Source organism: Pseudomonas weihenstephanensis, from assembly GCF_016812185.1.
Lineage (GTDB): Bacteria > Pseudomonadota > Gammaproteobacteria > Pseudomonadales > Pseudomonadaceae > Aquipseudomonas > Aquipseudomonas weihenstephanensis.
Window position 1 is genome coordinate 136,623 of sequence record NZ_JAAEBV010000002.1, and the last position, 23,912, is coordinate 160,534.

18 protein-coding genes and 1 pseudogene are annotated in these 23,912 nt (G+C 59.5%); 11 read left to right on the plus strand and 8 right to left on the minus strand.

Going from position 1 to position 23,912, the window contains the following annotated elements; translation table 11 throughout:
- Positions 1-49: 49 nt before the first annotated feature.
- From betA to yccS, 8 genes are all read left to right on the plus strand, one after another.
- Positions 50-1,753 (plus strand): choline dehydrogenase, encoded by a 1,704-nt coding sequence (gene betA, locus GYN01_RS08045; protein WP_048364152.1) that lies wholly within the window; start codon positions 50-52, stop codon positions 1,751-1,753.
- A 242-nt stretch (positions 1,754-1,995) separates the two neighbouring features.
- On the plus strand, positions 1,996-2,691 hold the full coding sequence (locus GYN01_RS08050) for an RraA family protein (RefSeq protein ID WP_048364151.1): 696 nt from the start codon (positions 1,996-1,998) through the stop codon (positions 2,689-2,691).
- Positions 2,692-2,783: 92 nt separating this feature from the next.
- A complete protein-coding gene (locus tag GYN01_RS08055) occupies positions 2,784-4,226 on the plus strand; it encodes a TldD/PmbA family protein (protein WP_203306854.1) in 1,443 nt (480 codons plus the stop codon).
- Positions 4,226-5,563 carry a TldD/PmbA family protein gene (locus tag GYN01_RS08060; RefSeq protein ID WP_203306855.1) on the plus strand — a complete coding sequence of 446 codons (1,338 nt, stop codon included), beginning with the start codon at positions 4,226-4,228 and terminating at the stop codon, positions 5,561-5,563. Before GYN01_RS08055 ends, GYN01_RS08060 begins: the two co-directional genes overlap by 1 nt.
- A gap of 104 nt (positions 5,564-5,667) precedes the next feature.
- Positions 5,668-7,098, plus strand: a complete 1,431-nt coding sequence (gene mdtD, locus GYN01_RS08065) for a multidrug transporter subunit MdtD (RefSeq protein ID WP_048364148.1) — start codon at positions 5,668-5,670, stop codon at positions 7,096-7,098.
- Positions 7,099-7,269: 171 nt separating this feature from the next.
- Positions 7,270-8,607: an ATP-dependent RNA helicase DbpA gene (dbpA, locus tag GYN01_RS08070; protein ID WP_238936195.1), complete on the plus strand. Its 1,338-nt coding sequence runs from the start codon at positions 7,270-7,272 to the stop codon at positions 8,605-8,607.
- Positions 8,608-8,747: 140 nt separating this feature from the next.
- Positions 8,748-9,926: a BaiN/RdsA family NAD(P)/FAD-dependent oxidoreductase gene (locus GYN01_RS08075; RefSeq protein WP_203306856.1), complete on the plus strand. Its 1,179-nt coding sequence runs from the start codon at positions 8,748-8,750 to the stop codon at positions 9,924-9,926.
- A 155-nt stretch (positions 9,927-10,081) separates the two neighbouring features.
- Positions 10,082-12,256: a YccS family putative transporter gene (gene yccS / locus GYN01_RS08080; protein ID WP_048364145.1), complete on the plus strand. Its 2,175-nt coding sequence runs from the start codon at positions 10,082-10,084 to the stop codon at positions 12,254-12,256.
- Positions 12,257-12,369: 113 nt separating this feature from the next.
- Here yccS and GYN01_RS08085 read toward each other — a convergent pair whose 3' ends face one another.
- On the minus strand, positions 12,370-13,107 hold the full coding sequence (locus tag GYN01_RS08085; RefSeq protein WP_048364144.1) for a substrate-binding periplasmic protein: 738 nt from the start codon (positions 13,105-13,107) through the stop codon (positions 12,370-12,372).
- A gap of 219 nt (positions 13,108-13,326) precedes the next feature.
- Between GYN01_RS08085 and GYN01_RS08090 the strand changes: the two genes are divergently transcribed.
- Positions 13,327-13,794: a GNAT family N-acetyltransferase gene (locus tag GYN01_RS08090; RefSeq protein WP_048364143.1), complete on the plus strand. Its 468-nt coding sequence runs from the start codon at positions 13,327-13,329 to the stop codon at positions 13,792-13,794.
- Here GYN01_RS08090 and GYN01_RS08095 read toward each other — a convergent pair.
- The 3 genes and pseudogenes from GYN01_RS08095 to GYN01_RS08105 form a co-directional block, all read right to left on the minus strand.
- Entirely contained in the window at positions 13,785-14,081 is a 297-nt protein-coding gene (locus GYN01_RS08095; RefSeq protein ID WP_048364142.1) for a winged helix-turn-helix domain-containing protein, read from the minus strand. The two genes, GYN01_RS08090 and GYN01_RS08095, sit on opposite strands and share 10 nt — an antisense overlap.
- A 64-nt stretch (positions 14,082-14,145) precedes the next feature.
- The gene (locus tag GYN01_RS08100) at positions 14,146-14,646 is read right to left on the minus strand and encodes a YgjP-like metallopeptidase domain-containing protein (protein WP_048364141.1); all 501 of its coding nucleotides are present in this window, start codon (positions 14,644-14,646) and stop codon (positions 14,146-14,148) included.
- Positions 14,647-14,733: 87 nt separating this feature from the next.
- Positions 14,734-16,056, minus strand: a pseudogene (locus GYN01_RS08105) (diguanylate cyclase domain-containing protein); the annotation flags it as partial.
- 327 nt (positions 16,057-16,383) lie between these two features.
- Here GYN01_RS08105 and GYN01_RS08110 point away from each other — a divergent pair.
- Positions 16,384-17,055, plus strand: a complete 672-nt coding sequence (locus GYN01_RS08110) for a polysaccharide lyase family 7 protein (RefSeq protein ID WP_048364140.1) — start codon at positions 16,384-16,386, stop codon at positions 17,053-17,055.
- 41 nt (positions 17,056-17,096) lie between these two features.
- Here the strand turns inward: GYN01_RS08110 and GYN01_RS08115 are convergent, their stop codons facing one another.
- Positions 17,097-18,092: a cytochrome-c peroxidase gene (locus GYN01_RS08115; protein ID WP_275575746.1), complete on the minus strand. Its 996-nt coding sequence runs from the start codon at positions 18,090-18,092 to the stop codon at positions 17,097-17,099.
- 240 nt (positions 18,093-18,332) lie between these two features.
- Between GYN01_RS08115 and GYN01_RS08120 the strand changes: the two genes are divergently transcribed.
- Complete coding sequence (locus GYN01_RS08120) at positions 18,333-18,677, plus strand: hypothetical protein (protein ID WP_048364139.1); 345 nt, start codon at positions 18,333-18,335, stop codon at positions 18,675-18,677.
- A 128-nt stretch (positions 18,678-18,805) separates the two neighbouring features.
- On the opposite strand, the gene dsdC is transcribed toward GYN01_RS08120, so the two are convergent.
- From dsdC to GYN01_RS08135, 3 genes are all read right to left on the minus strand, one after another.
- Positions 18,806-19,750 carry a DNA-binding transcriptional regulator DsdC gene (gene dsdC, locus GYN01_RS08125; protein ID WP_203306858.1) on the minus strand — a complete coding sequence of 315 codons (945 nt, stop codon included), beginning with the start codon at positions 19,748-19,750 and terminating at the stop codon, positions 18,806-18,808.
- Positions 19,751-19,842: 92 nt separating this feature from the next.
- Complete coding sequence (dsdA, locus tag GYN01_RS08130) at positions 19,843-21,195, minus strand: D-serine ammonia-lyase (protein ID WP_048402207.1); 1,353 nt, start codon at positions 21,193-21,195, stop codon at positions 19,843-19,845.
- A gap of 215 nt (positions 21,196-21,410) precedes the next feature.
- A complete protein-coding gene (locus GYN01_RS08135) occupies positions 21,411-23,849 on the minus strand; it encodes a TonB-dependent siderophore receptor (RefSeq protein ID WP_203306859.1) in 2,439 nt (812 codons plus the stop codon).
- Positions 23,850-23,912: the final 63 nt, after the last annotated feature.

Below are 23,912 nucleotides of genomic sequence, written 5' to 3' on the forward strand. Positions count from 1 at the left end.
GCCTTGGGCAGCGACTACAGCGTTCTTTATTTATACGAGGGTGCATTTTATGTCCCAAGAATTCGACTACATCATCATTGGTGCCGGTTCTGCCGGTAACACCCTGGCGACCCGTCTGACTGAAGACCAAGGCGTCACCGTGCTGCTGCTTGAAGCAGGCGGCCCGGACTACCGTTTCGACTTCCGCACGCAAATGCCTGCGGCACTGGCATTCCCGCTGCAAGGCCGCCGCTACAACTGGGCCTTCGAAACCGATCCAGAGCCACACATGGATAACCGCCGCATGGAATGTGGCCGTGGCAAAGGTCTGGGCGGCTCGTCCCTGATCAACGGCATGTGCTACATCCGCGGTAACGCAATGGACTACGACGGCTGGGCGAAAAACCCGGGCCTCGAAGACTGGACGTACCTGGACTGCCTGCCGTACTTCCGCAAGGCTGAAACCCGTGACATCGGCCCGAACGACTACCACGGTGGCGACGGTCCGGTCAGCGTGACCACGCCTAAAGCCGGGAACAACGTGCTGTTCCACGCCATGGTTGAAGCCGGTGTACAAGCGGGCTACCCGCGCACCGAAGACTTGAACGGCTACCAGCAGGAAGGTTTCGGCCCGATGGACCGTACCGTGACGCCGAACGGCCGTCGCGCCAGCACCGCCCGCGGTTACCTGGACACGGCCAAGCAGCGTTCAACGTTGAAAATCGTCACCCACGCCTTGACCGACAAAATCCTGTTTGAAGGCAAGCGTGCCGTTGGCGTGTCCTACATGGTCGGCGACAGCGACACCCGCATTCAGGCCAAGGCCCGTAAAGAAGTGCTGCTGTGCAGCGGCGCCATCGGTTCGCCGACCGTGCTGCAACGCTCCGGCGTCGGCCCGGCCGAGTTGCTTAACAGCCTCGACATCCCGGTGGTTCATGACCTGCCAGGCGTGGGCCGGAACCTGCAAGACCACCTTGAGCTGTACCTGCAATACGCCTGCACCCAGCCGGTGTCGCTGTACCCGTCACTGTTGTGGTGGAACCAGCCGGCAATTGGCGCTGAGTGGATGTTCCTGGGCAAAGGCATTGGCGCGAGCAACCAGTTCGAAGCCGGTGGTTTTATCCGCACCCGCGAAGAGTTCGAGTGGCCAAACATTCAGTATCACTTCCTGCCAGTCGCGATTAACTACAACGGCAGCAACGGCGTGAAAGAACACGGTTTCCAGGCGCACATGGGTTCCATGCGTTCGCCGAGCCGTGGCCGGATCAACGTGAAGTCCAAAGACCCGCGTGAATACCCAAGCATCTTGTTTAACTACATGGCAGCCGAGCAAGACTGGCAAGAGTTCCGTGACGGCATCCGCCTGACCCGTGAAATCATGCAGCAGCCTGCGCTGGACGCTTACCGTGGCCGTGAAATCAGCCCCGGTATCGACAAGCAGACGGACGAAGAGCTGGACACGTTTATCCGCGAACATGCCGAGACCGCGTTCCACCCGTCTTGCTCGTGCAAAATGGGCACCGACGAGATGGCTGTGGTAGACGGCGAAGGCCGCGTGCATGGCATGCAGGGTCTGCGTGTGGTCGACGCCTCGATCATGCCGCTGATCACCACCGGTAACCTGAACGCCCCAACGATCATGATCGCCGAGAAAATCGCCGACAAGATCCGTGGTCGCCAGCCGTTGCCGCGCAGCACCGCTGACTACTACGTGGCAGGTGATGCACCGGTACGCGGCAAGCCGCTGCGTGACGTGAGCCGTACCGCGCAGTAACAGCGATCAATCGGTAGTCGCTGCCGCAGGCTGCGAAGGGGGGGTTGCCCCCCCGTATTCTTGAACCCGCCACACCCCTCATCGCAGCCTTCGGCAGCGACTACGGGGTGGGTGTCGTTCATTGTTTCATCTTCCCCCCGCTTGCCCCGGCCTCAACGCAGGCCTAATCTAGTGCCTCGTTTCGCGCCTCACCCCCCCGCCCCACCCGACACGCCAGCACCTGCCTGGCCAAGAGGTTTTCTATGTTTGATGTTGTCTCTTCGAGCAAATGGCCAACCGGCTTCCTGATTAATCCAAACGCAGAACCTCTCGATCCAAAATGGCTGACCGAGTTCAGCAAGATCCCTGCCGCCGCTGTCAGCGACTGCCTGGGCCGCAACGTTGGCGGCCTGGGTCTCAAGTCGTTCCACGGCAACCGCCCGATGCTCGGCAGCGCACTGACCGTGCGCGTGCGTCCCGGCGACAACCTGATGATCCTCAAAGCCATGCAAATGGCCCGCCCTGGCGATGTGCTGGTGATCGACGGCAGCGCCGACCTGACCCGCGCTGTATTTGGCGGCATCATGCGCGCCATGGCCCTTAAAGCCGGCATCGTCGGCGTCGTGATAAACGGTGCCCTGCGCGACCTTGACGAGTGGCAAACAGGCGAGCTGCCGGCTTACGCCATCGGCGGCGTACACCGTGGCCCGAGCACAGACGGCGGCGGCGAAATCAACGTGCCGATCTCGTGCGCGGGCATGTTGGTCATGCCTGGCGACCTGATGATTGGCGATGGCGATGGCGTGGTTGCCGCATCACGCACTGAGCTGCCAGAGTTGCTGATCCGCTGCCATGATCTGTTGGCGCGTGAACAAGCGACCCTCAAGGCCATTGAAGAAGGCACGCTGGACCCGGACCGTTTTGACGCCATCCTGCGCGCCAAGGGTTGCCCGGTTTAAATCGCTGCCCTGAGTAACCCTCACCCCAACCCTCTCCCTGCGGGAGAGGGTTGGGGTGAGGGCGCTTTCGCTCTCAACAAGGAGGTCTGTGCATGTTTGATTTCTACCCTCAGCTCAAGCAGCGCTTCGACGCGCTGCGCACCCGGGCCGAGTTCTTTTCGTTACGTTATGTGCGCGAGTCCGGGCAATACCTGTCGGTACGCAAGCATGTCGCAGAGCCGCCTTCTTTCAATCACGACCAAGGCGCAATGCTGACCGTGCGTATCAACGGTGTCGAAGCTTATGCCGCCACCAATGACCTGTCGCAAGCCGGTTTGCAAGCCGCGCTGGAGCGGGCCGAAGCGCAGGCCGGCCTGATCGCTGCCCACACGCTGCTCGACCTGAGCCAAGAGCCGGTGTCGGGCGAACGCGCCGATTACTGTTCGCCCAACCTCGACCAACCTTTCCCTTCGCTCAGCGAGTGCTTTGAGCTGCTGAGCGCCGAATCTGCCGCCGTGCCCAACGATGAGCGGCTGGTGAGCTGGGAGGTGGGCCTGGGCCTGAATCTCGTCGAACAGATTTACCTCAACAATGCAGGCGCCGAGTTACGTCAGGCGCAGCGCTTTGTTTATCCGGGTATGTCAGTCACCGCGTACGACGGCCACGACAGCCAGACCCGCAGTTTGGGCCGCGACAATTTTGGCCAACAAGGCGGTGCCGATGTCATCAGCCGCTGCGGGCTGATCGGCGCAGCCCCACACGTCGCCGACCAAGCCTTGCAATTACTGCTGGCGGCCAACGCCCCCCAAGGCAAACGCGACCTGTTGCTGATGCCGGACCAGATGATTCTGCAAATCCACGAGTCCATCGGCCACCCGCTGGAACTGGACCGCATTCTGGGTGATGAGCGTAACTACGCGGGCACCAGTTTCGTTAAAACCAGCGACTTCGGGCACCTGCAATACGGTTCGAAATTGCTCAATGTGACGTTCGACCCCACCCTCCCTGAAGAGCTTGCCAGCTACAGCCATGACGATGACGGCACGCCCGCGCGTAAGGAATACCTGATTCGCGAAGGCTTGCTGTTGCGTCCATTGGGCGGTGCCTTGTCGCAATTTCGCTCCGGCCTTGAGGGCGTGGCCAACAGCCGGGCCTGTGGCTGGAATCGTCCGCCGATTGATCGCATGGCTAACCTCAACGTCGAGCTAGGCGAGCAATCGATGCAACAACTGATTGGCGGTATCGAAAGCGGCATCCTGATGGCGACCAACCGTTCGTGGTCGATTGATGATGCGCGCAATAAATTCCAGTTCGGCTGCGAATGGGGTCAATTGATCGAGAATGGCGAACTCAAGGGCGTGGTGAAAAACCCCAACTACCGGGGCATTTCCGAACAGTTTTGGTGCAGCCTGAGCGCCGTGGGCGACGCCAGCACCTTTAAAGTGCTGGGCACGCCGAACTGCGGCAAGGGCGAGCCCAACCAAGTGATTCGCGTGGGGCATGCATCGCCCGCGTGCGTGTTCCGTGACATTGATGTGTTTGGAGGTGACGCCTGATGAGCACCCGACTGAGTCAGGCCGAGCAGTTCCAAGCACTGGTTGCCTGGCTGCGCACAGCGATCAACAGCCCTGAGCAATTCACCGTGAGCTATGACGCTGAAGCCTCGCAGTTCATTCGCTTCAACAAGGGCCGGGTGCGTCAGGCCGGGCAGGTACAGCAGGCCAGCCTGAGCCTGAAACTGATCCACGAAGGGCGTCACGCCGATGTCAGCATGACGCTTGCCGGGGCCACCGAAGAGGATCAACGCCGGTTGGCCGGCGCCTTGCAGCAACTGCGCGACACCCTGCCCTTGCTGGCGCCAGACCCCTATTTGCTGCTCAATCCGCAGCCGTGGCACAGCCATCATGTGCAAGAACCGCCGCTGCCCGACACGGCGCAGGTGCTGGCAGACATTCGCCGTGCCAGCGAGGGCGTCGACTTGGTGGGGTTTTATGCCTGTGGACCGATCAGTGTGGGCTACGCCAGTTCTGAAGGTGCGTTTGGCTGGCATCAGGCCAACAGTTTCAACTTCGACTGGAGCTTGTTCCACAGCGACGGCCAAGCGGTAAAAGCCAGCTACGCGGGGACCGACTGGAACAGCCAGCGCTTCGCCCACCGCATGCAGCAGGCCCGCGAGCAGCTTGAGTTTCTGGGGCGCCCGGTGCAGGTGCTGGCACCCGGTGAATACCGCGCCTATCTGGCCCCGGCGGCCCTGGAAGAAGTCATGAGCATGCTGACTTGGGGCGGGTTCTCGGCGCAGGCGCTGGCCAGCAAATCCAGCCCGCTGCAAAAGCTCTACGCAGGCGACGCCCACCTAAGCCCGCTGGTGTCGCTGGATGAACACGTCAGCCAATCGTTAAGCCCTGCGTTTTCGGGTGAAGGCTACCCGCGTCAGGACTTGTCGCTGGTCAAACACGGCAAGGCCAATCAGCAACTGGTGGGTTCACGCAGTGCCGCCGAATACAGCCTTGAAGTCAACGGCGCGCCGGGGGGCGAGGCCCCGAGCGCCCTGGCGATGGCGCCCGGTACGCTGGCGCAGGCCGACATTCTCAAGCAACTGGGCACCGGGCTGTACATCAGCAACCTGTGGTATTTGAACTACTCTGACCAACCGGCAGCCCGTCTGACCGGCATGACGCGTTTTGCGACGTTCTGGGTGGAAAACGGCGAGATCAAGGCCCCGGTCAATACCATGCGCTTTGATGACAGCATCTACAGTTTGCTGGGTTCACAGCTAGAAGCACTGACCGTAGAGCGCGAGCTGCTGCTGTCGGCCAGCACCTATGACCAACGGCAAACGGCGTCGAATTTATTGCCGGGGGCACTGGTCAAAAAACTTACGTTGACGTTGTAACCCACCTGTAGTCGCTGCCAAAGGCTGCGAAGGTTGCTCGCTAAGGACCTCATCGCAGCCTGCGGCAGCCACTACACAGAGTTTTGATCAGAAAAAGAGGTCCTATGCCCGCACGTCCGGTTCTGAGTCCTGAAACGCTGCGCTGGTTGCCGTGGGTGGTGGCCATCGCGTTTTTCATGCAGTCGCTTGACGGCACCATCCTCAACACCGCGCTGCCCGACATGGCCAGCGACCTGAAAGAAAACCCGCTGCGCATGCAAGGCGTGATCGTCGCTTATATGCTCACGGTCGCGCTGCTGATACCGGCCTCGGGCTGGATCGCTGACCGCTTCGGCACTAAAAAAATCTTCTTTACCGCCATTCTGTTGTTCAGCTTCGGATCGTTGCTGTGCGCGCTGTCAGGCACCCTCAACGAGTTGATCGGCGCCCGTATCATTCAGGGCCTTGGCGGTGCGCTGATGCTGCCCATCGGGCGGCTGGTGGTGCTCAAGGCCTACCCGCGCTCGGAGCTGGTGCGCATCATGGGGTTTATCACCATCCCCGGCCTGCTCGGGCCGTTGATCGGTCCCACCATGGGCGGCTGGATGGTGCAGTACCTGAGCTGGCACTGGATATTTTTGATCAACTTGCCCGTGGGCGCATTTGGCTGCTGGGCGGTGTGGCACTTTATCCCGGACCTGCGCGGCGATGAGCGCACACGGTTCGACGGCCTGGGCTTTGTACTGTTTGGCGCAGCGATGGTGTTTATCACCATTGCGATGGAAGGCTTGGGCGAGTTGCACATGCCGCACCTGCGGGTCATGTTGCTGCTGTTTGCGGGCATGGCGTGCCTGGCGGCGTACTGGCTGCGCGCCGGTAACATCGCCAACCCGCTGTTTTCGCCCAAGCTGTTCAAGACCAAAACGTTTGCCGTGGGCATCCTGGGTAATCTGTTCGCCCGCTTGGGCAGCGGCGCACTGCCTTTTTTGGTACCGCTGCTGCTGCAAGTGGCGCTGGGCTACTCACCGTCCCAGGCCGGGATGAGCATGCTGCCGCTGGCCGCCGCGGCCATGTTGGCCAAGTGGATTGCACGGCCGCTGATCGAGCGTCTGGGCTACCGCAAAGTGCTGACGATCAACACCTTTGCGCTGGGCATCATGCTGGCCAGCATGGGGCTGGTGACGGCGCACACGCCGTACCCGCTGCTGCTCGCGATGCTGGCCGTGCTCGGTGCGATCAACTCGCTGCAATTCACGGCGATGAACACCGTCACCCTGATCGACCTCGATGACGCCAGCGCCAGCAGCGGCAACAGTTTGCTGTCAGTGGTGGCGCAACTGTCGCTGAGCCTGGGCGTGGCCTGTGCGGGCGCCTTGCTTGGCGGGTTCACCGGGGATGGCGGCAGCGACGGGGTCGACACCGTACTTGGCGCGTTCCAGCTGACCTTCCTCACCGTGGGCATCATGGCCATGCTGGCAGCGGCGATCTTCCTGCAACTGTCGCCTCAGGACGGGCGCAAACCCAAAGCCAACTCGGAGCATGAGCTGGAGCATTGATCCCGGCTGTAGGCGCCAGCGTGCTGGCGCCTACAGGTTCTGCACCGCAACTCGTCCAGAATCTTCAGGCAAAGGGCGCTGGGCTGTTACACTGCGCGACATTTTGTTTTGCAGGCCAGTCCCGTGACCACCATTGCCACCGCTTTTAACACTCTGCCTTTGTCCGCCGCCATGTTGGCTAACCTCGACTCACTCGGTTATGCCCAGATGACGCCGATTCAGGCGCAGAGCTTGCCGGTGATCCTCAAGGGTATGGACCTGATCGCTCAGGCCAAGACCGGCAGCGGCAAGACCGCCGCCTTCGGTATCGGCCTGTTGAACCCGATCAATCCGCGCTTCTTCGGCTGCCAGGCGCTGGTGATTTGCCCAACCCGCGAACTGGCTGACCAGGTGGCTAAAGAAATCCGCCGTCTGGCCCGCGCCGAAGACAACATCAAAGTGCTGACCCTGTGTGGCGGCGTGTCGTTCGGCCCGCAGATCGGCTCGCTGGAGCACGGCGCGCACATCATCGTTGGCACGCCAGGCCGCATTCAGCAGCACTTGCGCAAAGGCTCGCTGGTACTCGACGGTTTGAACACGCTGGTGCTCGACGAAGCTGACCGCATGCTGGACATGGGCTTTTACGACGCCATCGAAGACATCATTGTCAAAACCCCGGAACGTCGCCAGACCCTGCTGTTCTCGGCCACCTACCCGACGGGCATCAAGCAGTTGTCGTCCAAGTTCATGCGTAACCCGCAGCAGGTCAAGGCCGAAGCCCTGCACACCGACAGCCAGATCGAGCAGCGTTTCTACGAGATCTCCCCTGAAGAGCGCATGAGTGCCGTGACCAAGGTGCTGGGCCATTTCCGTCCACAATCCTGCGTGGCGTTCTGCTTCACCAAGCAGCAGGTTCAGGAAACCGTAGATCACCTGACCTCCAAAGGTATTTCGGCCGTTGGCCTGCACGGCGATCTGGAACAGCGCGACCGTGATCAAGTCCTGGCGATGTTTGCCAACCGCTCTACCTCGGTACTGGTGGCCACTGACGTGGCAGCCCGTGGCCTGGACATCGACGCACTGGACATGGTGCTCAACGTTGAGTTGGCCCGCGACAGCGAGATCCACATTCACCGTGTAGGCCGTACCGGTCGTGCGGGTGAGAAAGGTATCGCCATCAGCCTGGTTGCCCCGTCTGAAGCACACCGCGCCCAAGCCATCGAGCAACTGCAAAAGGCCCCGCTGAACTGGGAAAACCTGGACAGCCTGACCTCGCAGGGTGGCGCTCCGTTGCTACCCGCCATGAGCACGCTGGTGATCGGTGCCGGTCGTAAAGACAAAGTGCGTCCGGGTGACATTTTGGGCGCACTGACTGGCGATGCCGGCATTCCGGGCGCTCAGGTGGGCAAGATTGCCATCTTTGACTTCCAGGCCTATGTCGCCGTCGACCGCACCATCGCCAAGCAAGCGGCACAGCGTTTGAGCGAAGGCAAAATCAAAGGCCGCGTGTTGCGCGTGCGCGTGTTGTAACACCGCGGTATCGGCTCCCTCACCCCTCTGCCTGAGGGAAAGGGGGCTGATCTGTACAGAATTCAAGATCACCTCAATCAAGCGCCCTCTGCCTTCGGGCGAGGGTTGGGGTGAGGGCCGTTTTTAATGAGGATTCAGTTTTGCGCTCTACCGACGTTGTAATTATTGGCGCTGGCGCCGCAGGTTTGATGTGCGCGCTGACCGCTGCCGGACGTGGGCGCAAGGTGATGCTGATTGACCACGCCAACAAGGCGGGCAAAAAAATCCTCATGTCCGGCGGTGGCCGCTGCAACTTCACCAATATGTACGCCGAACCCAACAACTTCCTGTCGCAGAACCCGCACTTCTGCAAGTCGGCACTGGCCCGTTACACCCAATGGGATTTCATCGCGATGGTGGCCAAGCATGGCGTGCCGTATCACGAGAAAAAACTCGGCCAGCTGTTCTGCGATAACAAATCCAGCGACATCCTCGACATGCTCCTCGACGAGTGCAAACAGGCGGGCGTGAGCCTGCACCTGGACACCTCGGTGGAGCAGATCGAAAAAACCGACACCGGTTACAGCCTCAACACAACGCTGGGCCCGATCAACTGCCCGTCGTTGGTGATTGCCACCGGCGGGCTGTCGATTCCGACCCTCGGCGCGACCGGTTTCGGTTATCAAGTGGCCAAGCAATTCGGTCATACGCTGCTACCGACACGCGCCGGGCTGGTGCCGTTTACCATCACCGACCAGCTCAAAGCACTGTGCACGGAGCTGTCGGGGACTTCGGTGGACTGCCTGGTGAGCTGCAATGATCAAAGTTTTCGCGAAAACATCCTGTTCACTCACCGGGGGCTGAGCGGGCCGGCGATCTTGCAGATTTCATCGTTCTGGCTCCCTGGTGACACGGTTGAGATCAACCTGCTGCCCGACGCCGACGCGCTGGACTGGCTGCACACCCAACAAGCCGAACGCCCCAACAGTGAGCTGAAAACCCTGCTTGGCGAAATCTTCACCAAGAAGATGGCCAATCTGTTGGCCGAGCACTGGTTTGTGTCCAAGCCGATGAAGCAGTACACCCCGAATGAACTGGTAGACGTGGCCGACAAACTGGCGTGCTGGAAGGTTGTACCGGCAGGCACCGAAGGTTATCGCACGGCGGAAGTGACACTGGGCGGGGTGGATACCCGCGAGGTGTCGTCCAAAACCATGGAGTCGCTGAAAAGCCCCGGCCTGTACTTTGTCGGCGAAGTGCTGGATGTGAGCGGCCATCTGGGAGGGTTTAACTTCCAGTGGGCGTGGGCATCGGGTTACGCGGCCGCGCAGTACGTCTGACCCTCGCCTAAAGCGGCGAGCGTTTAAACATCAACGCGCGCCGCCTTCGCCTTCATGGGCGCAAAAATAATTTGAGCGCGATGTGAACAGTGTCATTGCACTGTCGTCTTAACTGGCTCAATTTAGCGAAACGACTCGCAAGGCCACGCCACTTCATGTCATCGAAAACTTTTCAGCAGTCTTTGCGCCGCCTGTGGGCGCGGGACAAGTTCAGTTACAGCGTTCGGGTGTTTATCGCCCTGACCGGCAGCATGGCTTTTTGCTGGTATCAAGATGAGATGAAGCTGCTGATCCCGCTGTTTCTGGGGATCATCGCCAGCGCCCTTTCCGAAACCGATGACAGCTGGCAAGGCCGTCTCAACGCCTTGCTGGTGACATTGGTGTGCTTCACCGCCGCCGCGACCACCGTCGAGTTGTTGTTCCCCTATCCGTTGCTCATGGTCTGCGCACTGGCGCTGGCCGCGTTCGGCCTGACCATGCTCGGTGCGTTGGGCGAACGCTATGGTGCCATTGCCTCTGCCACGCTGATCCTGGCGGTGTACACCATGATCGGCGTCGATCAGCGCGGCGGCGAAGTCACCGATTTCTGGCACGAGCCTCTGCTGCTGGTGGCTGGCGCGGCCTGGTACGGTCTGCTGTCGGTGCTGTGGCAAGCGCTGTTTTCCCATCAGCCGGTGCAGCAAAGCCTGGCCCGGCTGTTCTGGGAGTTGGGGCTGTACCTCAAGCTCAAGTCCTCATTGTTCGAACCGATCCGCACGCTGGATGTAGAAGCCGGGCGTCTGGACCTTGCGCGGCAAAATGGCAAGGTCGTCGCCGCACTGAACACGGCCAAAGAAATCATTCTGCACCGCGTCGGTAACTCGCGGCCCGGGTCCAAACTCAGCCGATACCTGAAGCTGTATTTCCTCGCCCAAGATATCCACGAGCGCGCCAGTTCTTCGCACTACCCGTACAACGCTTTGGCCGACGCCTTCTTTCACAGCGATGTGATGTTCCGCTGCCAGCGCCTGCTGCGCCAACAAGGCGTGGCCTGTCAGCGCCTGTCGGACTCGATCAAACTGCGCCAACCGTTTGTCTACGACGACAGTTTTGCTGAAGCCCTGAGCGACTTGCACGCCTCTCTCGAACATCTGCGCATTCAGAGCAACCCGGCCTGGCGCGGCTTGCTGCGCTCGCTGCGCGCGCTGGCTGCCAACCTCGGTACGCTCGACCGGTTGTTGAGTGACGCCAGCAACCCCGACACCCTGGCCGACGCCACCGACAGCAGCTTGCTGGATCGCTCGCCGCGCAACCTCAAAGACGTCTGGTCGCGGCTGCGCCAGCACCTGACGCCGACCTCGCTGATCTTCCGCCACGCCCTGCGCCTGCCTTTGGCCTTGTGTATCGGTTTTGCGATGGTGCACTGGATTCACCCGACGCAAGGTTACTGGATCATCCTCACCACGCTGTTTGTCTGTTCGCCCAGCTATGGCGCCACACGGCGCAAGTTCAGTCAGCGCATTATCGGCACGGCGATTGGTCTGGCGGTGGGTTGGGCGCTGTTCGACCTGTTCCCCAACCCGCTGATTCAATCCATGTTCGCGGTGGCCGCAGGCGTGGTGTTCTTTATCAACCGCACCACGCGCTACACCTTGAGCACCGCCGCGATCACCCTGATGGTGCTGTTCTGCTTCAATCAAGTGGGCGATGGCTACGGGCTGTTCCTGCCGCGCCTGTTCGACACGCTGGTGGGCAGTGTGATTGCAGCGGCGGCGGTGTTCCTGTTCTTGCCCGACTGGCAAGGCCGCCGTCTGAACAAGGTGCTGGCCAATACCTTGAGCTGTAACAGCCAATACTTGCGGCAGATTTTGCAGCAGTACGCGCAGGGTAAAACGGATGATCTGGCGTACCGGTTGGCGCGACGCAATGCGCACAACGCCGATGCGGCGCTGTCGACCACACTGGCCAACATGCTGATGGAACCGGGGCATTTCCGTAAGGATGCCGACATGGGTTTCCGCTTTTTGGTGCTGTCGCACACCCTCCTCAGCTACTTGTCAGGCTTGGGCGCGCACCGCGACACCCCACTGCCGGGGGACATACGTGAGCAGTTGATTGAGGGCGCGGGGCGGCAGATTGCCGACAGCATTGACCTGATCGCCCAAGGGTTGGCCGCCAAACAACCGGTGGCGGTGCAAAGTGATGAAGAAGAAGCGCTGGCCAATGAACTGGAGCAGATGCCGGACGAACTGGACGAAAGCCAGCGACTGGTGCAAACCCAACTGGCACTGATTTGCCGCCAGCTTGGGCCGTTGCGCACGCTGGCGGCGCATTTGATCAAGACTGCGTAGCGCTGCTCGTCAGCAACCGCTGCGTGTATTCATGTGCCGTAGTCGCTGATCAGGGACGAGGCTGCGATCGAGCGCAAAGCGCCCGTGAGCCCAGGCACCTCGCTGAGGATGGATCACATCCCATGCGCTTTGATCAACCGATCAAAGCTGCCGTCGGCTTTCATGGCGATGATTTCGCGGTCAAAGTCCGAGACGATTTTGGCGTGGTCCGGGTTCTGTAGGCTGACCAGAATATGCAGCTGGTTTTCGCTCAACACCTTGGGCATAAACTCCACCGCATTGCGCACCCGTGCCGACTCACGCGCCAGCCGATACCGCGCCACGTACTCGTCTTCCAGGGTCAGGCTGACACGTCCGGCCACCAGCATGCGCACGGCCATCGCGAAGTTATGCACAGGTATTTTTTTGAGCTGGGTGTGGGTGTCAAATTCGGCTGTGTAGGCGTAACCCGGCACATAGGCAATGCCATAGCCGGATAACTGCGCGAGCGTAGTGAAGTCCACCGGGGAGTCTTTGCGCCGAATAAAGCGCAGACGATTTTGCAGGTAAGGGGCCGAAAACTCGCCAATCTTCATGCGGTCTTCGTCGTACCAGGCGTTGACCAGAATGTCGTAGCGCCCGTTGCGCAAGCCCATCATGGCCCTGGCCCACGGCACCTGTTCGAAACCGCTGCTATAACCCGCGCGAGCCAGGGCGGTACTGACCAGATCGGTGGCCAGCCCGCCATTGACCAGCGTGCCATCCGTAAAGGGGGGCCACAGGTCTCCCACCAGACGCAGCGGTTCAGCACTCGCGTGCTGTGCCCACAAGGTCAATCCCGACACAATCAAAGCCCGACGCAAGCGAGACATGCAAGATCCTTAATGGGTAGCTGCTTATTGTTATTTAGCTAGCATTTAGCCTGGGGCATGCTGATCGCGGTCAAGGCACACATTCGCGGCCTGATCAAAGATAACCGGCAACGGCCTTAAGTTGATATCAAAAAGCCGCATCCGTTGACACTTTTACGCTTGGCGCCCATCGGTATCACGCCTAGTATCAGGCCATCGTCTCTCTCTCAGGACAACACCGTGACCACCGACTGGATCTGTAAACACCACAGCGACTTGGGCAAAGAACAGCTGTACGCCCTGTTGAAACTGCGTTGCGACGTCTTCATTGTTGAGCAGAAATGCGCCTACCCCGACATCGACGGTCAGGATCTGGAGGGCGATACCCTGCATGTAATGGGTTGGCAAAACGATGAACTGGTGGCCTATGCGCGATTACTGGATCCGGCTTCACACGCGGGGGATGTGATCATCGGCCGCGTAATCGTTGCCGCACAAGCCCGAGGAAAAAGCCTGGGCCACGATTTGATGGACTGCGTACTGGAGAACATCAAAGAGAACTGGCCGGGTGAACCCATCTTTTTGTCGGCGCAAGCGCACCTGCAATCGCTGTACGCCAAACACGGCTTTGTCGTCGCGGGCGAGCAGTACCTGGAAGACAACATCCCCCATATCGGCATGCGCCTGACCCCAGGCGATCAGGGATAACCCAGCACCTGCTTGATCTGTTCCACATGCTGGCCAACCCACGCACTGTCGATAGGGCCCCAGCTGTGGATCTGATAACGCCCCGCATGGTTGCGGGCACCGTCCTGTTGCTCGAACTCACACACGATGTCCAGATCGGCCAGGGCGGCAAGGGTGTCCTGCGCGGTGCGGCGCGGCATGCCCGTCATTTCGGTCAAGGCCGGGACGCTACTGGCCAGCTGGCTGTCAATCAGCCAGGCCACGTACAGACGCCGATAAAAGCTGCTTTTGGTTTTGCTGACTTCCATTCAACACTCCTGCTACAGGTTAGATTGCCGCGCTGGCGAGCACGCTCGCAGCGTCAACTGTTCGTCAGGGTTTACCCTGCAAATCGCGCCACGTCAGGTACACCCGCAGGTCGAACTCCAACTGGTGATACCCCGGCTGCATGTACTCGCACAACTTGTAAAAAGCCTTGTTGTGATCGGACTCTTTGAGGTGCGCCAGCTCATGCACCACGATCATGTTCAGAAACTCGGGGGCGGCATCCTTGAACAGCGAAGCCACACGCAGTTCTTTCTTGGACTTGAGCTTGGCACCCTGCACCCGTGAAATCGTGGTGTGCAAACCCAATGCGCGGTGGGTCAAATCCAGTCGGTTATCAAACAGCACTTTGTCAAAAGACGGTGCGTTGCGCAGGTACTCCTGTTTGAGTTCCAGCGCATAGGCATACAGCGCTTTGTCGCTTTGTACCGCATGTTTGGCGGGGTAGCGCTCACTCAGGTAAGCACCCAGTTGATCGCGCTCGATCAGGTGGCGCACTTGATCCTGCAACGTCTGAGGGTAAGCCTGAAGGTATTTGAGAACGGTCATAGGGGCCAACGCACAGCGTAAAAGTGCGCCAGTGTAGCGGCGCCACGGCGATTACTTCCAGTGAATGGGGTTCTGGAGCGTGTCGGCACTCAGTTGCGCCTCATAAAAACGGTACTGTTGACGTCCGGCGCGCTTGGCCTCGTACATCGCCGCGTCGGCTGAACGCAGCAACGTTTCGAGATGGGCATCACCGCCCAGACAGACCGCAATTCCGATGCTGACACCCAGGCTAACGTCCAGCCCCTGGAGGTGCTGGCGTACCGCAATCTTGTCGATCAGTTGCTCCGCGAGCTGCGCGGCCTCACGGGGATCATCCACATTCAAAAGCAGGGTGAATTCATCCCCGCCGATACGCCCCAGAATGTCGCCAGGCCGCGCACAGTGCGTCAATTGGTCAGCGACCCAACTCAAGGCCCGGTCTCCCACTTCATGCCCCAGCGAATCATTAATACGCTTGAAACCATCCAGGTCCAGGTACAACAGCGCCCGCAACTGCGTGCTCGTGTTATCCCGCTCCAGCACTTGCTCAACGGCCCGCTGAAAGCCCCGACGGTTGAGTAACCCCGTCAACGAGTCGGTCACGGCTTGCAACTCAAGCTGATGGTGCAGCAGGCAGACTTCAGACATGTCCAGCACCGTGACGACCATCGCCTGTTGCTGGCCGCTCAACGGCGCGCAGGATAGCGTCACAGGCAACAATTGAGCGTCAACGCAGCGCAAAATGGCGTCGTGAACGCGATAGATTTCCCCTCTTAGGTACCCGCGATAAATGGCGGACTCAAACCAGTCAGGTACATGGGGCTTTTGCAGAAAGTCCAGTAGTGGCACCCCCTTCAGCGCTGCCACCGGCACTTTGAGCAACCGCGAAATAGCAGGATTGGCAAAGCGGATACGGCCGTCTTCATTGACCACCAAAATCCCCTCTGCAGCGTTCTCCAAAACCGAGGCGTTGAACGCTTGGGCAATCTCCAGATCGTGGCTCAAGCGACGCAATGCGCGGGTATTACTCTGCTGCTCAAGCAGTGCCTGCACTTTGGGTTTGAGGATCTGCGCGTCAAACGGCTTGAGCAGGTAGTCCACCGCGCCACAGGCGTAGCCCTCAAGCACGGCATCACGCGATTGCGCATTGCCCGTCAAAAAAATAATCGGTGTAAAGCGAGTGCGCTGGCTGCCACGCATCAGCCGGGCGACTTCGAACCCGTCCATGCCTGGCATGTGCACGTCCAGCAGCACCAGGTCGACCTCATTGCGCAGCAAGATATCCAACGCTGCCACGCCGGATACAGCGGTGAGAATTTGCCAATCTTCACGCTGCAACAACGCCTGCATGCTGACCAGATTTTCGGGGTAATCATCCACTACCAAAAGAACAGAGCCAGTGTCGACTGACTTCGTGTGCACGCATTCCATGCTGCTTCTCTATTTGACTGTCCTGAACTCAGGTGAAAACCGGACAAAACTGAGGGTTAACTCTAAACCCGAGCCTCACAAAGCAGAAGTGATACGCACCTACACATGTGGACATAAATGGATCCAACCGACTAACGGTATAGCTGTTTAACCCCGCTTGTAATGCTGGCTTTACGCTTGCGTGACCATTCGTTGTCGCCCATAAAAAAGTGCCATCACTTTAACTGGCCATACCGTTCGTCCTATAAAGACCGCCCTTCAAAGCCATGGACCAATCGCCTCAACCGCGTTTGATGCCTGTAAGTGCAGCTGCCCAAGGCCTGAAACATGATCGATCTGGCAACCTGGAACCTGAGTGTTCCTGTCGGCACCACGCCGACGACCATCGACACCCCTCGCCTGCTTAAAGGTTTCAAGAATGTGTATTTTCACGCCGACACCGGCACCCTGTTTTTTTGGGCACCCGTCACCGGCAGTACCACCGTCAACGCCATCTACCCTCGCAGCGAACTGCGCGAGACCCGCGCCGATGGCTCCCTGCGCAACTGGCTATACCCCAGCGCCAACCATTTTTTGAATGCCACCCTCGCGGTCAATCAAGTGCCGTCATCGGGCAAGATCGTGATCGGGCAGATCCACGCGTTTCAAAGCCAACAGCCCATGCTCAAGCTTGAGTATCAGTACAAGACCAGCAAGCTCAGTGGCAACCTGGTGGCCAAGGTGCGCATACGGCCCAATGACACCACGATAAAAACCGTCACCGTGGCCGAAAATGTGCCGCTGGCAAAAAGCTTCACCTATGTGATCAACCTGACACCCGACGGTACGCTGAACATCAAGGGCGCCAATAAGGAGTGGCACAGCCCCATCAGCGCCACCTGGCGCGACAAACCGCTGTATTTCAAGGCGGGCGCCTACGTGCAGGACAACACCGGCAATAGCAAGGAAGGCGCTCAGGTCACGTTCAGCAAGCTGGACATCGACCACGACGCGCCGTGAGTCAAACGCAGAGCCGCACTGGCGGCTCTGCGATCAGCGCATCACTGACCGAATGGCACGGGATGCGGGGTTTGCGGGGAGGAAGGTGGCAGCTGCGGCAACTTGAAATCCGGCTGATCGCCCGTCAGGGTTTTAAGAAAGGCCACGATCTGGCCGACTTCTTCCTGGCTCAACTTGCGACCTAATTGCAGGCGGGCCATCACATCCACTGCCTCGTCCAGATTCCAGTACGCGCCGTCATGGAAGTAGGGGTAGGTCAGTTCCACGTTACGCAAGGTTGGGACCTTGAACAGCATGCGGTCGGTGTCTTTACCCGTCAGACCTGCCACACCCTGCGAGGGGTTTTGGGTGACATAAGGTTCGATCATGCCCATCTTCTGCATCGAAGCACCGCCCACCGCTTCGCCGTTATGGCACGCAATGCAGCCCGTGCTTTTGAACAGCTCATAACCTTTGAGCGCGGTTGGGCTGAGGGCGTCTTTCTCGCCCTTCAACCAGCGATCGAACGGCGCATTGGGCGTGACCAGGGTTTCTTCAAACGCCGCCAGCGCATCGGTGATGTGGTCGATGCTGACCGTGTCGTCGCCATACACCGCCTTGAAAGAGTCGCGGTATTGCGGGATCGAACGCACCACATCGGACGCCAGGTTATGGGTAAAGCCCATCTCACCGGGGTTGGCGATAGGCCCACCGGCCTGCTCCTTGAGCGTCTTGGCGCGCCCGTCCCAGAACTGCACCACGTTCAGGCTGGAATTGAGCACGGTCGGTGAGTTGATCGGCCCTTGATGCCAGTTGTGCCCGATTGAGGTGGGCAAGTTATCGCTGCCGCCCATGCTCAGGTTGTGGCACGAGTTACAGGAAATAAACCCGGACTTGGACAAGCGCGGGTCAAACCACAACTGCTTACCCAGCTCCACCTTCGCCGGGTCGGTGATGTTCGCCGGTTGTATCGGCTGTATCGGTTCATTCATGGGCGCAGCGGCCCACGCCTGCGCCCCCAGCATCAAACTACAGAGTGCGACCCACGGTTTAATCACGGTTGTTCTCCATCACGTTATGGTTTTTTGATCACTATGGGTCAGTTGCCGTGATGGCCAGATGATACGGGTCAAGGGATGCGGCCCCGGCAAAAAGTCGGATGTTTCCACATGTAAATGAAGGGCGTTTCCGAGAAGGTGTTTTCACCTCAGCCACTGCTTGCGGGCCGGAAAGTCAGCGGACTATCTTCTTGAGTCGCCGAGTGCCTTGGCTCAATTGATGATCCCAGTGGAACAACCATGAAAAAAAAGCGCGACGATCACCAGCACGACGAATCGACCCGGCGCATTGTGGATGAGCTTGATGCCGAGCCTGCGCCGCTCGACAGCCTGAACCCAACCCGCAACGATGACGTTTCCCCGGCCTCGCCTTTCGCCGTGCGGGGCAACGTGCGGGCGCTGGAGGCGTTGAAGCATGTGTCGATGCTGCTCAAAAGCGCCGAAGAAGTCTCGGATGAAATCACCGAGCGGGCCAGTGGCATTGAGCGCGGCTTGGTGTGGTCGCTGGTGCACTCGGTCGAAATGTCACGCGCGCTGGTGGATGCGCTGCTCAAGGGCAACGGCGTCGACCCCGAGTCGCTGTAGGCACAAAACCTGTAGCCGCTGACGCGTAATGCGAGATTGGATACGTCAGATACAGACCCACCAGCGCAACGCGCCCGATCGCAGCCTCGTTCCTCGACAGCGACTACAAAACGCGAATACACCTCTCCTTACGTGACCGTCTGCTGCGCGCGTTCATGCAGCCAGTCGATAAATACCTGCACGCGTTTTGGCACGGCGCTGAGCGGTGGATGCACCAGGTAATAGTCGTAGTGGCCGCACACACTGAAGTCGGCAAAAGGCAGGATCAGTTCGCCGCTATCGACGCGCTTTTGCACCAGTTGCTGACGACCAATGGCAATACCCGCGTGGTTCATCGCGGCTGTCACGCTCAAGTCTGAGCGATCAAAGGTCAAGGTGCGTTTGGGCAAGGCATCGAGCAGGTTGTGCTGCTGCGCCCATAACGTCCACTCGGCATCGAACGCCGCATGGTCCCAGGCCAGAGAGTCGTGCAACGTGGTGCACAACTTCAAGTTTTGCGGGTTATTGAGCAAGTCGTGGCGTTGCGCATACGCAGGGCTGCACACCGGGGCCAGGCGTTCTTGCATCAAACACTGGCTAGCCAGGCCCGGAAACTCGCCATTGGCGTAGTACAAGGCCAAATCGAATTTGCGGGTGCGAAAGTCGACGTTGTCATTGCCCACGCGCAGGTCCAGTGAGACCGAAGGGTATCGCTCTAGAAAGTCGGCCAGCCGGGGGACGAGCCAGCACTGCGCGACCGAGGGCCTGACATACAGCGCAATCGAGCCAGCAATGTCGGCCTGTGACGAATGCTCAAGGGCCTCGGACAACTCGCCCATCGCCTGCTGCAAAATGTCAAAAATGCGTTCGCCTTCATCGGTCAGGTTGACCTGACGGGTCAGACGCAGGAACAACTTCATCTCCAGTGCCGTTTCAAGCCGACTGATCCGGTGGCTGACCGCACTGGCGGTCAAGCACAGTTCTTGCGCAGCCCGCGCGAAACTCAAATGCCGGGCAGCCACCAGAAACGTATGCAGGTTGGCAAACTGGTTACTGTTGAGCCTGGCACTGATGCGCGGGGGAAGGTTGAGCATGGTGATGTGAGTGAGCCAAAAAGGGTGATCAGGCCGGATATGGCCGGGTGCATAGTGCCATATCCGGTGTGATGCCTGAATCGAGTATCGGCTCAACCTTGGGCCAGCAACGCGCGGCCCTTGCTGATGTAAGCATCCATCTCGTCTGCGGGCACCCGATTGCCGCCCGTGGCCCAGATCAGGTGGGTGGCGTTTAGCAGGTGTTGCGCATCCAGCCCCAGGCGGGCCAGGTAGCCTTGCCGATCGGCCTGCACCCTGGCAATACCGGGTACGCCCGCCAGCGCAGAGGGTTCAAGGCGCAGGCCTTGATTGCGCTCCATCAGGGCCAGCAGGCTGTACATTTCTTCGTCGCTGACGGTGTAAAAACCATCGAGCAGACGCTGCATGGCCTTGCCCACAAACCCGGAAGCACGGCCCACGGCCAGACCGTCGGCGGCCGTCACGTTATCAATCCCGAAATCCTGAACACTGACCTGATCATGCAGCCCGGTATACACGCCCAGCAGCATGCAGGGCGAATGGGTAGGCTCGGCGAAAATGCAATGCACGGCATCGCCAAAGGCCAGCTTGAGGCCGAACGCTACTCCGCCAGGGGCGCCACCCACACCACACGGCAAGTACACAAACAACGGATGTTGCGCGTCGACGGTGATGTGCTCATCCGCCAATTGTTGTTTCAGGCGTTCGCCGGCCACGGCATAGCCGAGGAACAAATTGACCGAGTTTTCATCGTCGACAAAATGGCAGCCCGGATCGGCTTCAGCCTGTTGTCGCCCTTGAGCCACAGCCGCGCTGTAATCACTGGCGTACTCAATCACGCTCACCCCATGGGCGCGCAAAGTGTCCTTTTTCCACTGCCGCGCATCGGCTGACATGTGCACCGTCACCTGAAAGCCCAAGGCAGCGCCCATGATGCCAATCGACATGCCAAGGTTGCCGGTGGAGCCGACGGCGATTTTGTATTGACCAAAAAACGCCCGCGCCTGATCGCTGTGCAACACGGCGTAATCATCATCGAGGCTCATCAATTTAGCGGCCAGCGCGAGGTCTTCGGCATGCTTGAGCACTTCATAAATCCCCCCTCGCGCCTTGATCGACCCCGAGATGGGCAAGTGGCTGTCGCGCTTGAGCCACAGCGCGCCTGACAAAGCCAGCCCATAGCGCTCTGCGAGCACGGTTTGCAATTGCGCGACCGGTACCACATCCGATTCAACAATGCCGTTGCTGGCCGCGGTTTCAGGAAATGCACGACACAGGTAGGGAGCAAACCGTGCGAGCCGGGCACTGGCATCGGCCACGTCCGCAGCACCCAGCCCTACATCGCCAAGCGCCTGCGCTGCGGGTGCCAGGCCGGGGTTGAACCAGGTGGTCTCGTGCAGGGCGACCAGATCGCTAATCAGTGGATAGCTGGCGCACCAGCTTTCAAGTGTTCTGCCCAAAATCATGATGGAGTCCCTTAAACAGTCAGACTAAAAGACGGATTGGATCGATCGCCGAGGCGCTCTTTGCTTCGCGCAATTAAACGTGACATCCGCGGAGGCTGACAAAGGATGGATGTTCAGGGGACAGGTGATAAGGGGTCATGTGTCGTGACTGACTTGACCCCTTTTTTACCGGCACCGACTGCTCAGGCAGAGCAGTCAGGCGTTTGCAGGCAGAGTCAGAAGTCCCAGCGCGTGGTCACCATCACGTTACGCGGCTCACCATAAATGGCCGAGTTATAGAAGCCGATGTTGGTGTAGTAATACTTGTCGAACACGTTATTGACGTTAACGGTGGTCGACAGGTTTTCCGTGAATTGATAACGGGTCATCAAATCAACTACCCAGTACGGCTTTTGCGAGAAGTCTTCGTAGCGGTCTTTGGGGCCGTTATACATCTCTTGCCAGGCCGTGCTCTGCCAGCGTGCGCCACCGCCCACAGAAACTTTGTCGAGGGCGCCCTTGAGTTTGTAAATGGTGTAGAAACTGAGCTGGTCTTCAGGCTCAAACGTCGAAATCTTCTTACCCGTGTCATCGCGCACCACCTTGTGCGTATAACCGCCCTGCACGCTCCAACCCGGGCTGAGCTCACCGGATATTTCCAGTTCATAGCCCTTGGTGCGCGCGGCCGTGCCCTTGAAGGCATAGTTGGGCGGGGTGGGCACCAGGTTGTTCCAGGCATCGTCCGGGATAGGGCGATTGCTTTCCTTGACTTCAAAATACGCGAGGCTGGCGTTCAAGCGACCGTCGAACATTTCGCTCTTGAGGCCGATTTCATAGTTTTCACCCTGGTCCGGGTCAAGCATCTTGCTGTGGCGATCCAGGTTGTAGAACTCCTGCGGCATGAACACATCGGTGTAGCTGGCATAGGCTGTCAGGTAATCGGTCAGGTCATAGGTGATGCCCGCGTAGGGAATCACCCGTCCCGACTCACGATACGTATTGGTGGTGCCGGTCAGGGTGTAATCGACGACCCGGGCGCCCAGAAAGACGTTCAGCTCATCGGTGACATTGAGCCGCGTCGTGGCGTACACACCGGTCTGGCGCACCGTGTCATCGCTGACTTGCGACGCTTTGCCCCAATCAGGTTTGGCCAGGTGGCCCTTCCAGTTGAAGTAATCGACCAGATTGGGCGTGCCAAACGTGACATCCCAATAGCCTTTGCCTTGCCAGTTGGCTTTGCTGATCGAGCCGCCCAGTACCAGTTCGTGTTCACGACCCAAAAAATTGTAGGGGCCGCTGACATAGATGTCGGCCGCATCGCTGGTGGTTTCGCCTTTGTAGCGCTGTGCGTTGATGGTGGCAGTGCCGTCCATCGCCGGCTGGTTGAACTGGATGGCCCCCAACTGGGCATCGTAGCCATTGAGCTTGTGATCCAGTTGCAGTTTGCCGACCCAACCGCCACCCAGATCCTGTTCCAGCGTTGCAAACACGGTGCGGGTGTATTGCTGCCAACTGCTCCAGTCAGTGGCGTTGCTGAATGAGCGTTTGGCGCTGTTGATCTCGCCTGCATAGTTGTACAGCGGAAAGCTCCCCGACCAGGTTGAGCCTTGGGGCTTGTTGTCCTGATAGTCGGCGCCCACGGTCAGCAACGTGTCCGGCGTGAGGTCGGCTTCGAGGATGCCGTAGAACACCGAACTCTGGTTGGAGTAGCGGTCGATGTACGACTGGCGGTCCTGATAGGCCGCCACGGCACGCCCCCGCACATGACCGCTTTCGGTCAACGGGCCGCTGACATCGGCTTCCGTGCGGTAGTTGTCCCAAGAACCCGCGCCGGTGGTGATATGGCCATGAAACTCGCGGGTAGGTTTTTTACGCACCAGGTTGATGGTGCCGCCCAGCGAACCGGCGCCGCTGAGCAGCCCCGACGCCCCCTTGAGCACCTCGATCCGGTCATAGATCGCCATGTCACTCAGCGTATTGCCCGCCGAATAGGCCACGTTGCGCACCGCCGAGGGAATACCGTCGTACTGGAAGTTGTTGATCGAAAAACCGCGCGAGTAATAGTTGGTGCGGTCTGTGTCATACGCCGACACAGTGATGCCCGGTGTATGGCGCATCACGTCATCAACGTTATCGAGCGCGAAGTCATCCATGTGCTGACGGGTGATGACACTGATCGATTGCGGTGTCTCGCGGGGTTTGAGCACCATGCGCGTGGCGGTGGCGATATAGCCCGGCGTGTACGAGCCAGTGCCCTCGGTCACCGTGCCCAACTGGTTAGTCACAACCTCGGTGGCGCCCAACTCCAGAGCGGACTGAATACGGCTGGCGACCAACACATAGCCTCCATTGCGTTGACGCTCGGCTTGCAGCCCGCTGTTGGCCAGCAAGCGGTCCAGCCCTTCCTCAATGCTGTAGGAACCTTCAAGCCCGCCCGTGGTGAGATCACGCGCCTGTTGGGTATCGAACGAAATCGTCACCCCCGCTTGCACGCCAAATTGAGTCAGGGCGCTGCCCAGCGGGCCGGGGGCTATCTGGTACACCGCCTGGCTTTGGGCATACGCCACAGCCGGAGTCAACGCCAATGCAGACAGGCTGGCGAGGGAGGCGCCCAATACCGTCAGGCGCACAGCGCGGGTTATTTTATGAGTGGCACTGAGGGGGAGCGGGAGCATTCGGAGATCCTTGCGTTGTCATGGCACAAACTCGCTACGAGCGTGGCTTATGTCATTGACGGA